This is a genomic window from Kitasatospora sp. NPDC032150 (genome assembly GCF_055579945.1).
This window is the reverse complement of record NZ_JBVIMH010000035.1, coordinates 12,505-27,812: the sequence shown is the minus strand read 5'-3', so window position 1 is coordinate 27,812 and position 15,308 is coordinate 12,505. Positions and strand designations below refer to the sequence as shown.

The window sequence follows — 15,308 nt, the reverse complement described above, 5'->3', positions numbered from 1 at the left end:
TGCGCCCGCCCGTCCGCTACTGCGCGGGCGCCGACTGGAGCCGGTTCGCCAGGGCCGAGGAGAACGAGGAGACGCACGCGGCGAGTTGGGAGGTGCTCATCTTCGCCGGATCCCCGCCGCAGTCGGTGGCCGACGGCGGCGCCGAGGGGGCGGTGGTGGCCGAGGGCGAAGGCGAAGGCGAAGGGGACGGAGTGCCACCGGGGGAGGGCTGGGAGCCCGGCGGACTCTGCTTGAGGTAGACCAGGTTGGGCGTGGTCCGACCGTCACCCGAGACGTCGATGTAGTCCTGGGTCTGCCCGTTGATGTCGACGAACCCGCGCCACATGCCCTGCCCGAACGGGATGATCTCCTGAAGGTTTCCGCCAGCTCCGGTGGTCACCGTGACACCGGTCTGCTGGGTGATCCAGGCGACCATCCGGCTTGAGAGCTCGGTCAGGTTGACGGGCCTGCTGGTGTCGCCCTGCACGTACACCTGGAGCTCGTTGAGATCGGCGTCCACCTCGTCGGCGCGCACCACCGCGAAGGCGATGATCGCCTCCGAGGAGCTGTTCCTCGGCACCAGCGGGGTCACGTAGTAGTAGTGCCCGTCGGTGGTCGAACGCAGCAGGTACTCGCCGGGGTTGGTGGCGTTGGTGTCGGTGGAGGTGTGGGCGAAACCGAAGCCGTCGCGGTTCTTCGCGCCCCGGCCGGCCAGCCACTGGACCGCGCTGATCTGCTCCTTGACGACCGATCCCGGGTAGACCGTGCCCGGCAGCTCACCGGGGTGCACCGTGCTCCGGTGCTCGATCACCGGCTTGCCGCTCGGCGAGCCGGTCAGCACCAGCACACCGTCCGGACGCTGCACTGTCCGCTTGTGCCAGGCGATCTGCCGGGTCACCGCGATGACGATGACCGGCTCGGCGGTGGCGAGGTCGGTCCCGTCGCAGTAGCCCCAGACGTCCTGGTCCTCGTAGAGGAGTTCGGGGAACCGCTCGGCCAGCAGGTTGCGCAGGCTGTTCGCCCGGTTGCCGCTGAAGGCCCGGTCGAAGGAGTGGTCGCCCTTGAACTCGCAGGCGCTGTTGCTGTTGGAGGTGCCGTCCCAGACGGCCACGCCCTCGGTGGGCTGGGAACCCGAGCCGTCCAGCACGCCCGTCCACACGCCGTGGCCCTGGCCCTTGCCCGGCAGGTAGTGGATGCTGTGGTCCATCAGGCTGACACCCGAGGCGAGGGCGGAGCCGGTCTTCAGCGCCGTCGCGGCCGCGGCGTAGGAGGCGGTGCGCGGCTCGAAGCCGAAGTTCGGCATGGGCCGCACCTTGATGCAGGCCGGGACGTCGGCGGCGCCGAGGTAGTCGCAGCGGTCGCCGTCGCCCTTGTGCGCGTCCCTGGTGAGCGGACGGGCGGAGGCCGGTGCGTCGGACGCCGAGGTCGGGATGTCCAGCACCGTGGCCCGAGCGTAGTAGCGACCCAGGTCCTTGTCGTTGTCCCAGAACGCCATCACCGTGCACCCGGCCGATGCCAGCACGGCCAGCGACGTGGCGCCGACCAGCAGGTAGTCGACCCACCGCGGCAGCACGGTCGCCACCACCACGTTGACCGCCATGACCAGGGTGCCGACCAGGCCGATCGCCGCCCAGATCCAGAACAGCGCCGTCGCGTGCACCGGAGTGCCGTGCGGGAGGAACTGCGCCTGGAGGAACAGCCGGTAGCTCTGGTCCTGCTGTCCGAAGCCGCCGAAGACGAAGTGCTTGACCACCCATATCAGCAGTGCGAGGGCCGGCATCCACAGCCACCACAGGGCGAGAAGGCCCAGTCTCCCCCAGAGTAACCTGCGTCGAGTCGTACCGGCCATGGGCCCCCCTGTCGGTGCTGTCGTACGTCAGCCCCGAGTCTGCCGCCAAACGGTCGAATTTGTCCGCGATTTGTTGAAGCATCAGCGAGGCGCAACCCGGCACCGGTTCAGCGGCTGCGCAGCGCCTGCCCGCCGAACCCGTTGCCACCGCCGGCGGCCTGCCACCACCGCTCGACCGCGTGCTGGTCCATCGCCGCCCAGTCGGGCGTCTCCTGGACCTGGGCGCGTCCCAGGCTCCGGCCGAGTTCGACCGTGGACCGCCCGACGGGCGCCCGCTCGGCGTCGTAGGAGTGCAGCGCCTCGGCCCAGCTGCCGGCCGAATCCAGGGCGCGCTCCAGCGCGGCGGCGTCCTGCAGTGCTTTGATCGCGCCGCTGCCGGTGGGCGGACGGGCGATCGAGGCGGCGTCACCCACCACGGCGAGCCGGCCGCGTGCGTAGTGCGGCGTGGCCATGTCGTACATCGGCTGCACGAAGCGCGTACCGGCGGGGGTGAGATGGATGACCTCCTGCCAGTAGGGCGGGAAGTACTCCTCCACCAGGCCGAGCTGGTGCTCGGACAGCTCGCTGGTCATGGCCCTGGGGTGCACGTTCGTCGGGTCGCCGAACCGCAGGCCGTCGGCGGCCGGCGGACTGGTGTAGAAGACCCAGTTGACGTCGGTGCCGTGGCCGCCCGGGCCGGGGATGCGATAGACGATCATGTGTCCGCCAGGGAACACCACCGTCGAGGCGTCGTGCACCGGGAACGCCTCGGGCGGGGAGGGCAGCCGGTCCGCGGGCAGCGTGCCGCGCCAGGCCACGAAACCCCCGTACTGCGCCTGGGCGTCCGGGAACATCGCGGCCCGCACCACGGACCGGTACCCGTCCGCCCCGACGACCAGGTCGAAGTGCTGCTCGCCGCCGTCCGCCAGGTGCACCACCGCGCCCTCGGTGCCGGAGACGACCCGGGTCACCGTGGCGCCGGTGCGGTAGTCGACGCTCTCGGGGATCCGGTTGCGCAACTCCTGCCAGAGAGAACCCCAGTTGTACGAGCGGAACGGGAACGGCAGCACTCCGATCTGCCGCCCGGCCCGCACCGTGCCCTCGCGCACCACCCAGGGCCGCCGGACCAGTTGGACCCAGGGCATCCCGGCGTCCAGATAACCGGCCGCCTCCAGCTCCGCGTACCGGTCGTTGTGCAGTGCCAGGCCGACGCCCCGGTCCTGAAGCCGGCCGACGGCCCGCTCGAACACCACCACCTCGTCCGCACCCGTGCGTGCCGCGGCCAGCGCGGCGGCGCAGCCCGCGATGCTTCCGCCCACTACGGCCACCCGTCCTCCGCGCACAGCCGCCTCCTTCCCTCGCCGAACGAGTATGACGGTGCGTCGGACGTTCAGCCGTCGATTCGGTGCAGTTTCCAGAACTCGGTCAGGTCGGTGCCGGTGGCGGCCTGCGCGGCGGCCTTGAACTCGGCCGTGGTCGACACGCCGTACCAGTGGCTCCGCGCGTAGGTGCGCAGGAGTTCGGCCATCGTGGTGTCGCCGATCAGCCGGCGCAGGTCGTGCAGGGCACACTTGCCGTAGTCGTAGACGACCGTCCCGTACCGGGTGGGGTGGGTGTCCCAGTAGCGCATCGAGTTGGTCAGCCGCTCGGCCGCGGACTCCCAGGACACCCCGCTCCAGCAGCCCTCGCCCAGCTTGCCGAGGGCCAGGTCGGTGGCGTAGTCGCTGAACGACTCGTCCAGCCAGGGGGCGTGGTACTGGTCGTCGCCGACGATGCCGTACCACCACTGGTGCGCGAGCTCGTGGACCAGCGCCGTGGTGCTGACCCGGTCGAGCACGAACCCCGGGTACTCCATCCCGCTGAACCAGAAGTCGTCGTCCAGCACGGCGGCCAGTCGGCCGTACGGGTAGGCGCCGAACCGCCGGGCGTGGGCGTCGACCGCCGAGGTCGCCAGGGCCAGCATCGACCGGGCGTCCGCGGAGCTGACGCTCGCCGTCGAGTAGACGTCGATCCGCACCCCGGCCGGGGAAGTGGCGGAGATCCTGGCGAACGGGCCCGCCGCCCAGGCGAAGTCACGGACCCGCTCCGCCACTGCTCTGGTGACGGTCCGTCCGGCGGACCCGGGAACGTCGACCGAGTGGCCGGTGGCGGGCACCAGCAGCCGAGAGGGGTGGTCGAGGGTGACGGTGAAGTCCGCGGTCTGAGTGTAGAAGGACTCGCCGTTGTCGGTGTACGGATCCAGGTGCGGGCCGGTGGCGTCCCGGATCGCCAGCACCGGCAGCGCGTTTCCGAGGAAGCTGTACGGGCCGTCGTGACCGAACCGATCGGTGCCGTCCGGGACTTCGACGCCCAGACCGAAGGCGATCACCCCGCTCGCACCCCGGCCGAGCGGCGCGGGCAGTGTGACCCTCAGCGCGGTGCAGCCCACCGACAGCGCGTCCGGGGTGCCGCCGGTGAGGCCGGTCACCGTGACGGGCTGTGCCGCGCAGCCGCCGTGCGCGTTGTCCCACAGCCGGAGGTAGACCTCGCGCAGCGGCTCGGCGGAGGCGTTGGTGAAGCGCACGGACTCATGGCCGTGCCAGCGCGTCCCGGTGCCGTCACTGCTCAGCTCGACCGTGTAGGCGGGGGTCGCGGGCGTGCGGGTCGGGTCGGAGTGCGGATCGGGCGTCCGGGCGGGTGTCGCGGCTGCCGTGAGCAGTACGGCGAGGGAGGCCAACAGGGCCAGGGTGCTCCGCATGTGATCCTCTCGGTCCGGGCACGCGATCGAACGGCCGGGCCGGGCCGCCCGGCGGACGGCCCGGACCCGGGCGACGCGAAGTCACCCCCTGCGGCCGGCCTCCCGATGGCGGGCCACCACCCGGCGCACCGCCCCGTCCACGGCGGGCAGCGCCGCGGCGATGTCCGTGTACAGCACGTACTCCACGGTCGCCACCGTGTGCAGGCCCTGGACCAGGAAGGTGTACTCCCGGCCCCGCTCCAGCAGCAGCACGATCGGTTTGTCGAAGGCGCTCGCCCAGCCCACCTCGACATGGGTGCCGGGTGAGGGCGGAGAGCCCGGCAAGGCGACGAAGACCTCGGCCTTGCGGATCTCCTCCTGATCCAGCCCGGTGCACTGCTCCGGACTCATCAACTCGGCACCCCACGCCTCCCGGCGGTGGGCGTTGTGGACGGAGATCCCCTGCGCCTCGAAGTGCTTGATCAGCAGGTCGAACGGGGCCCGGGCCTCGTCCGGCATCTCCCCGGTGGCCGGGTCGAGCAACTGGATGAAGGGACCGGCCAGGAACAGCGAACGGACGGCCGGTGCGTCCGGGTCGGCCGGCAGGCCGGCGGTCGGTGCGGTGGTCTCGGTGGTCATGCGGGTACCTCCGGAACGAGGCCGGCCTGCGGCGTCGGGTGGGGGCCGACCGGCGGGGCGGTCGAGGACTGGCGGAGCGGGGCCGCGGTCAGCACTTGCGGAAACACTGGATGTACGCGTCGCCGCTGGTGCCGTACGTGTACTCGGTGGTGTCGTACGCCGTGTACGGGTGGCGCTCGACCCGGATGGACGTGAAGTGCGGCAGGTACTGCCAGCGCAGTTCGGGCTTGGTGCTGAAGAACGGGATGAACACCCCGCCGGGACGCAGCACCCGGACCACCTCCGGCATGGTCCTGGCCCACAGGTCGGCGTTGGTCCAGACCTCCATGTCCAGCGCCGGGTCGAAGAACATCCCGTCGATGCTCTCCGAGGGCAGGGCGAGGACGCGCTGGAAGAAGTCGCCGCGTTCGATGGTGAGATTGTCGGGCAGCTTCGGGTGCCGGGCCCGGAACAGGTCCTCGACCTCCCCGAACAGCTCCAGGACCGTGTGGCTGCGGGTGGCGGGGTTGTTCGCGATGCGCAGTGCGGAGAGCCCGAGGCCGAGGCCGACCTCGTAGAAGTCGTGGCCGTACTCGCACAGCATGTCGGCGCTGGCCCACATCAGGTCCCGCTCCCAGGCCTGCATGGCCTGTTCACCGCCGATGCTCAGTGTCACCTCGCCATCGCGCTCGATCAGTTCGATCTCGGGCTTGGGCTGCGTTTCCATGGCAGACGTCCTTCGTTCCGTCAGTTGGGGGATCGCGGGGGCTGCTGACCGGTCAGGTGCGGCGAGGCAGGACTCCGAAGTGGCGCCGGGCCGTGGAGACGGCGAGGTCCTGCACGGCGAAGACCGTGAAGTAGTAGGCCTGCGGGGCCGTGGTGGGGGCGAACCGCAGGCGGAAGGCGACGTCCTCCGGCTGCCCGGCGGCCCGCACCCTGACGGTGGCCGGTTCCACCGTGGTGTCCTCGCGCAGATAGGTCGGGACGAACAGGCCGAGCCGGACCGGCCCCGGGCGCGCGGCGGTGAGCGCGGCACGCACCTCCAGCACCCCGCCCTGCTCCACCTCGTCCGCGGCGTGGGCCAGCAGCGCGGGTGCCTCGGGGAGCCGGAAGGTGACATCGCCGCAGCGCATGCAGACCGCGCAGGTGGTGTCCAGGATGTGCGGGAGCAGCCCGCGCCGGGTGAACTCCTGGGCCGGGCGGCCGCAGTGGCAGGTCACCTCGCGCACCTGTGGGTCGAGCGAGCTGCGGTCCCCGAAGTGCGCCGGGTAGTTCATGATCTCGTTCTCGGGGTTCGCCGCCACCTGCTCGGCGATCACATGGTCGAGCGACTGCAGATCGGCGGTGAGAGAGGAGCGGATCTCGTCCGGCGACTGGTCGGCGAGGTGGGTGGGCCGGGCCACCCACAGGTCCACCTTGCGGGCCAGCTTGGTCAGGCGGGGGCGGAGTGGATGGTTGTGCGGCAGCAGCTCGGAGGTGAGCAGGGCGGTCAAGCGGCGTCCCACCGTGATGACCAGAGGGTCGGGGCGATGGTCGGAGGGATGGGGGATCTGCCGTGCGGAGGTGTGCTGTTCGGAGGTGTGCTGTTCGAGGGGGTGATTCTCCGAGGCGTGCTCTTCCGAGGTGCGCTCCTCCGGGGTTTGCTGCTCCAGGGCTTGCCGAGGTGCGTCGGGCAGGCCGAAGCGCATGAACGCCGGGTAGGGGTGCGAGCCGGCCAGGCTGGCGTTGAGGACGTCCACCGAGTCCGCGCCGGTGAGCGCGGCACGCATCCAGGCGACGTTCTCCGGACGGTCGGAGTCATGCACCGAGACGGCGGAGACGACGGTACGGGCCGGGCCGTCAAGGGCGTTGAGCAGCAACTGGTACTTGGGGTCGTACAGCGCCAGGTCGGCGAGCGGACCGCTGTTGCACGCGCTGAGCACCAGCTCCACCGCCTCCACCCGATTGAGCGGCACCAGCTTGTCCTCGGGCTTGTAGCAGGGCAGCCCGTACGCGCACCGGGGGCCGAGCAGCCCCGGCCTGGCGGGGACGGCCGGGTTCAGACCGCAGATGGTGAACTCGCCCAGGTTGACGCTGTCGTCCTTCCCGTGGCCCTGGAAGGCCACCCGGCGCCACCGGGTGCCCAGGATCTCGGCCTGGATGTCCGCGCGCTCGAAGTCGCGGTCGTCGAAGACCCGCACACCGGGCAGGTGCGGCGGCCGGTCGGTGTCGGTGAACAGGCCCACTGCGTCGATGCCGGTCGCGGGCCGCGCGTACTGCTTGGCGATGTTCCAGGCGAGCGAGGCGGCGTCGCGGCCGCTCAGCAAGGTCAGCCGGTGCCGTCGGCTGCGGTAGGTCGCCAGCAGCAGGGCGCGCACCGGGTCGAGGTTGAGACGGTCGTAGCAGCCGAGCAGCAGGAGTTCTCCGGGATGCCGGCGGTGGAAGGCGGTGAGGTCGGCCAGCTGCTCCTCGTCCACCCACTCGCGGGCTAGTGGGCGGGCCAACTCGGCCACGCCTTCGGGGAGTTGCTCCACGCCGAGGACGACGCCGAGGTCGACCGGCCGCGGTGGCCGTACGGCGGTGTACACACGCGACGCCAGCTCCACGCTCCGTACCAGGTCGGCGCGGCCCTCGACCGGTACCGGTACCGACACCGCCGCCGGGTCGTCGGCGTCCAGGAACTCCTTGACCGCGGAGGGCAGTTGGCCGAAGAGGACCGGGCGGAAGAGCGGGGCGGCTGCGTTCATCAAGGATTACCTCGCGGGCAGGAAGGGCGGAGAGGGGGCGGGCCGGGCAGGGCATCAACGGGGTGCGCGGGCGGCGCGGGCCAGTGGGCGCCGTCGGGGCACGAGGTGCTCGGGCCACCGGGGACACCCGGTCGGGCACGCGGCGTCGGGGGCCCGGGCCCGGTGGGCGGGGGCCCGAGGAAAGCCCTGACCGCTGGGGACGGTTGGCGGGCCATCCCCGGGGGCTGTCGGGAGCGTTGACCGGTAATCCTCTGAGGTGCTTGGGAGCGTTCATGCCGGGCACTCCGCGGGGACGGTGGCGCGGCGGGACAGCAGCCCTCGGCAGGCGAAGGCCAGGCCGGCTCCGGCCAGGGCGAGGATGAAGGCGGTGGCGAAGACCCCGCGCGGGCCGATGCGGTCCATCAGCAGTCCGCCGGCCTGCTGGCCGACCGCGTCGCCCAGGACGGTGGCAAGGGAAGCCCAGGTGAACGCCTCTGCCAGGGAGCGGCTGTCCGCGACCGTGCTGACCAGCGTCAGCTCGCTCGCGGACACCAGCGCGATCGGTGCGCCGCCGATGGCCAGGGCGAGGGCGAGCACTGGTTCGGAGGTGGCCGCCGGCGCCAGCCCCGTCCCGAGGGCGTAGGCGAGCACCAGGCGCGGGAAGCGGACGTGCGCTGCGACCTGGGACTGCGAACGCCCCAGCCACAGCGCACCCAGCGCACTGCCGACGCCCCAGCACGCGTACACCGCACCGGTGGACCCCGGTGACCCGTGAGCGGCGACGAAGGCCGGGACGGCGAGTGTCATCAGGCCGATGGGGACGGCACAGGTGGCCATGATGCCGGTGAGTGCCAGCATCGCCGAGTCCCGCAGTGGGCCGAGAAGTCGGCGCGGCCCGGCTGCCCCGGCGTCCGCCCGCTCCGGCTCCGTGCCCGCCGGAAGGTGGACGAAGGCGAGCCCCAGGGCTCCCGCGCCGCCGACCACAGCGACGGTGGTCAGGGCCAGCCCGGCGGAGCCGGAGAGCATCAGGCCGGCGAGTGCCAGCGGGGCGCCGATCACCAGGACCTCGGTGAGCAGCGCCTCCCAGAGGTAGGCGGTGTCCCGGTCCTCCTCCTTCAGCGGAAGCCGGGCCCACAGCGACCGCATGCAGGCGTTCGCGGGCGGGAGCGCCACTCCGGCGAGTGCCGCCACCACGGGCTGCGCCCAACCGCCCGGCCGGGTGGCCCACACCAGCACGGCGAGCATCGACGGGTAGAGGACACCGGTGGCGGCCAGCACCGTCCGGCGTCCGCTGCGGTCCAGCCGCCGGGCGATCAGCGGGCCGCCGACCGCCATGCCGGCGGTGTACAGCGCGGCGACCAGGCCCGCTTGAGCGTAGCTGCCGCCCTGCTCGCGGACCACCAGCACCATGGCCAGCGACATCAGGTACACCGGCAGCCTGGAGACGACGCTCCACCAGGCGACGGCGCCGACACGGCGCTGAGTCAGCAGGGTGCGGAAGCGGTGGGGCAGGCCGTTCGTCACCGGTCCGGGCCCCGTCCCGCGGCCGGGCCCGGACCGGTGGCCGGGCTCACGGAGGTGACGGGTGCCAACTCGATGGCGAAGGTGTCGAGAACCTCGCGCATCCGTGTCTCCACCTCGCCGATCGACGCTCCCACGACATGGACGTACCCCGACGCGTTGTGCGAGGCCCGTCGGGCCGACACCGAATCGCCGACACCGACCTTGAGAACGGCGTCCACGACCCCGGGGACACGCAGCAGTTCCTCCGTAGGGGTGATGCGATGAACCGTCCCCGAGCCGGGAAGCGGCAGCAACAGGTCGCCCGCGCACCGGCGTTCGCGGTAGTGGAGATCGGGGCGCAGGCCGCGGTACACGTCCAGGGTGGCACCGAAGACGTCGAAGCCGTACGCGTGCCCGTGGTTGGCGGGGATCTCGCAGCCCGCCAACCGGACACCGATCTCGCCCGCGTACACCTCGCCGTCGACCAGGAAGAACTCCATGTGTGCGTAGCCGTGGTCGATCTCCATGCCGGTGACGATGCGCTGGAGCATGGCGCGCAGGTCGACCGGCGGGGCCTCGTCGGTGCCGACACTGATGTTGGCGTTCATCGCGCCGTCGACGATGTCCAGCGGACGGCAGGGCATCGCGCTCGGCCAGGCGGCCAGCACCTCGCCCCGGTGGATGACCGTGCAGACCTCCCACTCGGTGCCGCCGAGGAACTGCTCCACCATCCAGTCCCGCGCGCCGAGGTCGATCCCGGCCAGGTCCTCCCGCCCGGTGAGCCGGTAGGTGTCCACGCAGGCGAAGGAGTCCACCGGCTTGAGCACCACGGGCCAGCCGTGCTCCTCGGCGAACCACTCGACCTCCTGGACGCGGCGTACCCGCGTGAACTCGGCGGTTTTCAGGCCGAGTTCACGGAACCGGAACTTCATCTCGGCCTTGTCCCGCACCCAGGAGACCTGACGCTCGGTCAGGTGCGGCAGGCCGACCAGTGCGGCGAACCGCTGGGCGACGGCCTGGCGCGGCTCGGACGGGTTGCAGAACCGGGTCGGCCGGACCGGAAGCCCGGCGGCCCAGGCCTGGTACCGCGCGGCCTCCTCGGCCAGCGGCACCCCTTCGCGCACCCAGAAGGCCGGGAGGTGTGCCGTCCGGTGCAGGTGGTCCTCCGGCAAGTCCTGGCGGAACTCGGCGAACCGCAGCAGTACCAGGTCGTCCGGGAGGGTGTGGGCCGCATACCTGGTGAACGACGAGGGGCGGTCGTCCACCATCAGCAGCGCGGGACCGTCGGAGCTCATACCGCCTCCAGGACCCGCCGGACGGCCTTGGCCGCCAGGACCTGCTCCGGCTCGGAGAGTTCGGGCGAGAGCGGCACGCACAGGGTGCGCTCCAGCTGGTCGCGGGTGCGGGCGAAACCGTCGCGGCTGAGCGCCAGCGGCCCCTCGGGGGCGTGGTTCCACGGGAAGCCGTCGGCGTAGAGCGAGCGCCGGCCGGTGAGCACCGGGTGCTCGGACAGCAGGTACTTGCCGAGCGTCCAGTTGGCGATCCCCTCGGCGGTGAGCGCGGTGACGGCGGCGTCCCGCAACTCGCGGCTCTCGCAGCGGAACCGCAGGCTGAGCTTCACGTCGCCCTCGGCTCTCGGCCGTACCTCCAGGTCAGGGCGGCCGGGGGTCTCCGTCACGGCGATGGCGTACATCCGCTCCAGCCCGGCGAGCAACTCGTCGAGACGGCGGAACTGCTGGCACTGGACGGCCGCCACCTGCTCGCTGGTGACGAAGTTCTCGCCGTAGTGGGCGTCCGGGTTCCAGGTCGGGTAGCGGCCGGGGACGCGGGCCGAGCCGTGGTCGTGGTAGCAGCGCATGGTCGCCCAGGCGTCATCGTCGCCCGTGACGAGCAGCCCGCCCTCGCCCGAGGTGAGCACCTTGTTGTGGTGGAAGCTGAACGTCCCAGCGTAGCCCCCCGTCCCGACGTGCCGGCCGTCCGCGAACCGCGCGCCGAGCGACTGGGCGCAGTCCTCGATGAGATACGGCACACCCTTGGGTAGCGGGGCGACCGTGCCCTCCATGTGGGCCGTGATGACCCGCTGGGCGCCGGACGGCAGCAGGCTGGCGTCCAGCGAGAGCGAGTCGTCCGCGTCCACCAGGACCGGGATCAGGCCGCAGGAGAGCACCGCGCCGGCCACCGCGACGAAGGTGACCGCCGGGATGTAGACCAGGTCGCCGATGGACGGCCGGGTGGAGATCAGCGCCAGACGCAGCGCCTCGGTGCAGTTGTGGACTGCCAGGGTGTGCGCGGCGCCCAGCCGCTCGCACACCTGGCGCTCCAACCGGGAGGCCATGCTCTCGGTCTCCGTCTGGTAGCGGAACAGTACCTGATGGTCGATCACCTCTTTCAGTTCCGTCATGTCGGACCACGCGAGGTAGTTGGCGCCGTAGGGGAGGAAACGCTGGCCGAGTCGGTTGTCAAGGGTCATCTGGCGTCGGACTCCGTGATCGGGTGCACCGCGCCGTCGACGGCCATCTGCTGGCCCCGGTAGTTGCGGAGCAGCAGGCCGTCGGGGGTGGGGGTGAAGTACGGCTGGGCGATGGGGATTTTGCCGATCTTCGTGGTGAGTACGTACTGCGGCACCCCGAACCCGGTGATGTGGCCCTGCAGGCCCTCCATGATCTCCCAGCCCTTCTCCACGGAGGTCATGAAGTGCGAGACACCGGTGACGTTGTCGCAGTGGTAGAGGTAGTAGGGCCGCACCCGGATCCGCAGCAGCTCGGTCATCAGGGTGCGCATGGTGGCGACGTCGTCGTTGATGCCGCGCAGCAGCACGGTCTGGTTGCCGACCGGGATCCCGTGCCGCAGTAGGCGGTCCACCGCGGCGGTGGCCTCCTCGGTGATCTCCTTGGGGTGATTGAAGTGGGTGTTCAGCCAGACCGGGTGGTACCGGGAGAGCATCGCGCACAGCTCGTCGGTGATCCGCTGCGGCAGCAGCACGGGGAACCGGGTGCCGATCCGGATGATCTCCACACTGGGGATCGCCCGCAGACCGCTGATGATCTCCTCCAGCTTGCCGTCCTGGTAGGAGAGCGGGTCCCCGCCGGTGAGCAGTACGTCGCGGATCTCGGGGTGCTCGGCGATGTAGCGCAGGTCCTCGTCGAACGAACCGCCCTCGTCGTCACGGAAGTAGGTGCCGTTGACATCCGTGGTGTGGAACTTCCTGGTGCAGTGCCGGCAGTAGACCGGGCACGCCTCGGTGACCAGCATGATCACCCGGTCCGGGTACTTGTGCACCACGCGGTTGGTCTTGCGGTAGAAGGTGTCGCCGACCGGATCGACCTCGGCACCGGAGAACTCGACCAGCTCGCCGGTTGCCGGGACGGCCTGTTGGCGGACCGGGCAGAGCGGATCGTCCGGATCCATCAGCGACGCGTAGTACGGGGTGATGCTCCAGCGGTACCTGCCCGCCACCCCGGCGATCGCCTTCTCCTCGTCCGGGCTGACGTTGATCCACTGTCGGGCCTTCTCGACGTTGGTGATCCGTCGGCGCATGTGCCAGCGCCAGTCGTTCCACTGCGCTTCCGGGACACGGGGTCGGATGAACGTGGGGCCTGCGGTAGTCCCGGTTTCGCGGGGTGTGCCGGACATGGCGGCTCCAGGGTCGACAGGTCTTCGATTTGCTCGAGACGGGTAACCAGCGCACGGCCAGGCCGTGGTGTGGGGATGGCTCCCGACGGGTTCACGGTGGGGAGGAGGTCGAGGCGAGGTCGAGGCGAGGGCGGGCAACGGGTGGAGGAGCGTGCTTCACCGGGCGGGTTCACGGGGCGGGCTCGACAGGGAGCGCTGGGTCGGCAGGTGGGCGGAGTACCGGGCGGATGGGGCCACCGGGCGAGCCGGCTCACAGCGGGGCGAGGGAGAGCTGACGGAGGGTGCGGGCGACCCGCTGCGCACCGCGCAGGTCGTCCAGGGACGGATCGAGGGCGCTCCACTGGGCCGCGGCGCCGTCTTCGGGGGGCACCCACAGGGACGGGTCACCGGGGTCGGTGGCCAGCGGCACCGGGACCAGCTCTGTCACCCGCGCGGCCAAGTCCCGCTGGGCGGCTCCAAGCGGTGGTAGGAACGCCAGCGGCGCACGGCGGGCCTGGGCCAGTACGAGTGCGCCCAACGTCGGCGCTGCCAGGAAGACTTCGGCAGTGGCGTGCAACGCGTCCACGTCCACCTCGGCGGCGCGATGCACCTGTACGGCGGCGAGTCCGGGCTCGCGGGCGGACCTGGAGGCGGTGCCGGGACCGGAGTTGGAACCGTGGTCGGGACCGGGGCAGGGGCAGAGGCCAGGATCGGGGTCGGGGTCGGGATACCGGAGGGTTTCGCTGAGGCCGTCCAGAGCGGCGTGAAGCGGTGCGAGCCGGGTGTCGCAGACCACTTCGCAGTGTCCGTTGCGGCGCACCGCCTCGTGGACCAGGGCCCGCAGCGGCCCGGCGGCGAAGGCGTCGAACTCCTCCTCCGGTACGTCCCACGCGGAGAGCAGCAGCAGGGCTCCTGCGCGGTGCCGGTTCCTGGTCAGCCGAGTGGGCGCGAGTGCCCCCGTGGGCCGCGCCCCGCCTGTGGGGCCGAGCAGCCAGCCGGGCCGGTGCTGTCGGTGGAGTGCCCGCTCGGCCGGCCCGGCCGGCGCCGGGCCGGCATGGCCGGAACTCAGGTGCACGACCGGGATGCCCAGCTCCAGCAGTCGGCCGGTGGCCGCCTCGTCGTCGCAGACCAGTGCCACCTCGGGTAGCGGCTGATCGGGCAGCGCGGGATCGGTTGGCGGTGGCTCGGGCAGTGCCGGTGCGAGCGGTGCGTCCCCGGGAGGCAGGAGGACCGGACGGAGCCCGCTGAGGTGGGCGGCGACGCGGCGCAGGGCGAGCAGTGAGTCCAGCTGCTCCTCACGGGAGGCCAGCAGGACCCGGCGGCCCGGTGTCACCAGCTCGCCGCGGCCGACGGTCAGTACTGCCACGGTGTCACCGCCCCGAGGCGGGCGACGTCGTCGCTGTACCCGGCGGCCGTGGTTGAACACCCGCTGCACACCTCGGGCCCCCGCCGGCGGAAGAAGTCGGCATGCGCCCGGAAGACCGGTGTGTCCAGCAGGATCGCGCCGCCCTCGCGGACGGGGGCGCCACCGGGGCCGTCGTCGTTCTCCCGGTGCGGGATGCAGCTGCACGCGTACATCCGGCCGTGCTTGCCGTCGATGTAGATGACGTCGTCCGCGACGTGACACAGCGGGAGCGAGGCGCGTGGGGTGATGGACGCGGTGAAGTAGCGCTCCTGCTCCTCGGCGGTGTCCCCGTAGAACCGCTTGCCCATCGGGACCAGCAGGGCGCTCGGGTCGGCGTCGTAGATCGGGTCGCACACCGCGCGGACCTGGTCGTGGTCGGGGTAGTGGATGGGGCGGTCCAGCTTGAGCGCGGACAGCTCCCACTGACGCACCCCGGCCTTGGTCAACACCCGCTGCAGCAGCGGCATTTCGGCGAAGTTGTGCGGGCCGACCACCGTGTTGACCCGGGGCAGGATCCCGAGCGCGGCGGCGGCGCGAAGCCCGCGCAGCCCGGCGTCGAACATGCCGGGGGAGCGCCGGTAGGTGTCGTGGGTCGCGGCCGAGGCGCCGTCCAGGCTGACGATCACCTGAGCGAGCCCGGCCTCGGCGAGACGCTGCACCATCTTTGGCAGCAGCGAGCCATTGGTGATCAGGGACATCTTCATCCCCGCCGCCGTGCCCGCGCGGACTAGCTCCACCACATCCGGGTGCATCAGCGGTTCCCCGCCGGTGAACCGGACATAAGCCACCCCGGCCTCCTTGGCCTTCGGCAGCAATTCGGCGAAATCCTCGCGGGAGAAGCGGAATGTGTCGCGGGAGAGCGCGAAATCACACATGAAGCAGTCGGCGTTGCAGGCTTCCAGGATTCTGATGAAGAGATAGCGGTGACGCTCACGCACGGTG

General features: G+C 71.5%; 12 protein-coding genes. All 12 read right to left on the bottom strand.

All coding sequences use genetic code 11. From position 1 onward, the window contains the following. Window positions 1-16: 16 nt before the first annotated feature. The 12 genes from ACZ5ON_RS29685 to blsE all read right to left on the bottom strand — a co-directional run bounded on the left by ACZ5ON_RS29685 (window position 17) and on the right by blsE (window position 15,304). The gene (locus ACZ5ON_RS29685) at window positions 17-1,759 is read right to left on the bottom strand and encodes a hypothetical protein (RefSeq protein ID WP_465599166.1); all 1,743 of its coding nucleotides are present in this window, start codon (window positions 1,757-1,759) and stop codon (window positions 17-19) included. Between the two features lie 176 nt (window positions 1,760-1,935). Next, on the bottom strand, window positions 1,936-3,150 hold the full coding sequence (locus ACZ5ON_RS29680) for an FAD-dependent monooxygenase (protein WP_465599164.1): 1,215 nt from the start codon (window positions 3,148-3,150) through the stop codon (window positions 1,936-1,938). A 47-nt stretch (window positions 3,151-3,197) separates the two neighbouring features. Then, window positions 3,198-4,544: a M1 family metallopeptidase gene (locus ACZ5ON_RS29675; protein ID WP_465599162.1), complete on the bottom strand. Its 1,347-nt coding sequence runs from the start codon at window positions 4,542-4,544 to the stop codon at window positions 3,198-3,200. 81 nt (window positions 4,545-4,625) lie between these two features. Beyond that, window positions 4,626-5,162: a nucleoside 2-deoxyribosyltransferase gene (locus ACZ5ON_RS29670; protein ID WP_465599160.1), complete on the bottom strand. Its 537-nt coding sequence runs from the start codon at window positions 5,160-5,162 to the stop codon at window positions 4,626-4,628. An 88-nt stretch (window positions 5,163-5,250) separates the two neighbouring features. After that, entirely contained in the window at window positions 5,251-5,868 is a 618-nt protein-coding gene (locus ACZ5ON_RS29665) for a methyltransferase domain-containing protein (RefSeq protein WP_465599158.1), read from the bottom strand. A gap of 52 nt (window positions 5,869-5,920) precedes the next feature. Then, window positions 5,921-7,867 (bottom strand): hypothetical protein, encoded by a 1,947-nt coding sequence (locus tag ACZ5ON_RS29660; RefSeq protein ID WP_465599156.1) that lies wholly within the window; start codon window positions 7,865-7,867, stop codon window positions 5,921-5,923. Window positions 7,868-8,137: 270 nt separating this feature from the next. Next, a complete protein-coding gene (locus ACZ5ON_RS29655) occupies window positions 8,138-9,370 on the bottom strand; it encodes an MFS transporter (RefSeq protein WP_465599153.1) in 1,233 nt (410 codons plus the stop codon). Then, window positions 9,367-10,644, bottom strand: a complete 1,278-nt coding sequence (locus ACZ5ON_RS29650; RefSeq protein WP_465599151.1) for an ATP-grasp domain-containing protein — start codon at window positions 10,642-10,644, stop codon at window positions 9,367-9,369. Before ACZ5ON_RS29650 ends, ACZ5ON_RS29655 begins: the two co-directional genes overlap by 4 nt. Then, window positions 10,641-11,819 carry a DegT/DnrJ/EryC1/StrS family aminotransferase gene (locus ACZ5ON_RS29645; RefSeq protein ID WP_465599149.1) on the bottom strand — a complete coding sequence of 393 codons (1,179 nt, stop codon included), beginning with the start codon at window positions 11,817-11,819 and terminating at the stop codon, window positions 10,641-10,643. The genes ACZ5ON_RS29650 and ACZ5ON_RS29645 overlap by 4 nt, the downstream gene beginning before the upstream one ends. Then, window positions 11,816-12,982: an arginine 2,3-aminomutase gene (gene blsG, locus ACZ5ON_RS29640; protein WP_465599147.1), complete on the bottom strand. Its 1,167-nt coding sequence runs from the start codon at window positions 12,980-12,982 to the stop codon at window positions 11,816-11,818. The genes ACZ5ON_RS29645 and blsG overlap by 4 nt, the downstream gene beginning before the upstream one ends. Before the next feature lie 250 nt (window positions 12,983-13,232). Beyond that, window positions 13,233-14,327: a CGA synthase-related protein gene (gene blsF / locus ACZ5ON_RS29635; protein WP_465599146.1), complete on the bottom strand. Its 1,095-nt coding sequence runs from the start codon at window positions 14,325-14,327 to the stop codon at window positions 13,233-13,235. Then, on the bottom strand, window positions 14,315-15,304 hold the full coding sequence (gene blsE, locus ACZ5ON_RS29630; protein WP_465599144.1) for a cytosylglucuronate decarboxylase: 990 nt from the start codon (window positions 15,302-15,304) through the stop codon (window positions 14,315-14,317). Before blsE ends, blsF begins: the two co-directional genes overlap by 13 nt. Between the last annotated feature and the right edge of the window lie 4 nt (window positions 15,305-15,308).

Bases quoted from the DNA above. Each gene is read 5' to 3' on its own strand.
- ACZ5ON_RS29645 (WP_465599149.1), bottom strand. From the start codon at position 11,819: ATGACCCTTGACAACCGACTCGGCCAGCGTTTCCTCCCCTACGGCGCC.
- ACZ5ON_RS29685 (WP_465599166.1), bottom strand. From the start codon at position 1,759: ATGCCGGCCCTCGCACTGCTGATATGGGTGGTCAAGCACTTCGTCTTC.
- ACZ5ON_RS29670 (WP_465599160.1), bottom strand. From the start codon at position 5,162: ATGACCACCGAGACCACCGCACCGACCGCCGGCCTGCCGGCCGACCCG.
- ACZ5ON_RS29665 (WP_465599158.1), bottom strand. From the start codon at position 5,868: ATGGAAACGCAGCCCAAGCCCGAGATCGAACTGATCGAGCGCGATGGC.
- ACZ5ON_RS29660 (WP_465599156.1), bottom strand. From the start codon at position 7,867: ATGAACGCAGCCGCCCCGCTCTTCCGCCCGGTCCTCTTCGGCCAACTG.
- ACZ5ON_RS29675 (WP_465599162.1), bottom strand. From the start codon at position 4,544: ATGCGGAGCACCCTGGCCCTGTTGGCCTCCCTCGCCGTACTGCTCACG.
- blsG (WP_465599147.1), bottom strand. From the start codon at position 12,982: ATGTCCGGCACACCCCGCGAAACCGGGACTACCGCAGGCCCCACGTTC.
- ACZ5ON_RS29650 (WP_465599151.1), bottom strand. From the start codon at position 10,644: ATGAGCTCCGACGGTCCCGCGCTGCTGATGGTGGACGACCGCCCCTCG.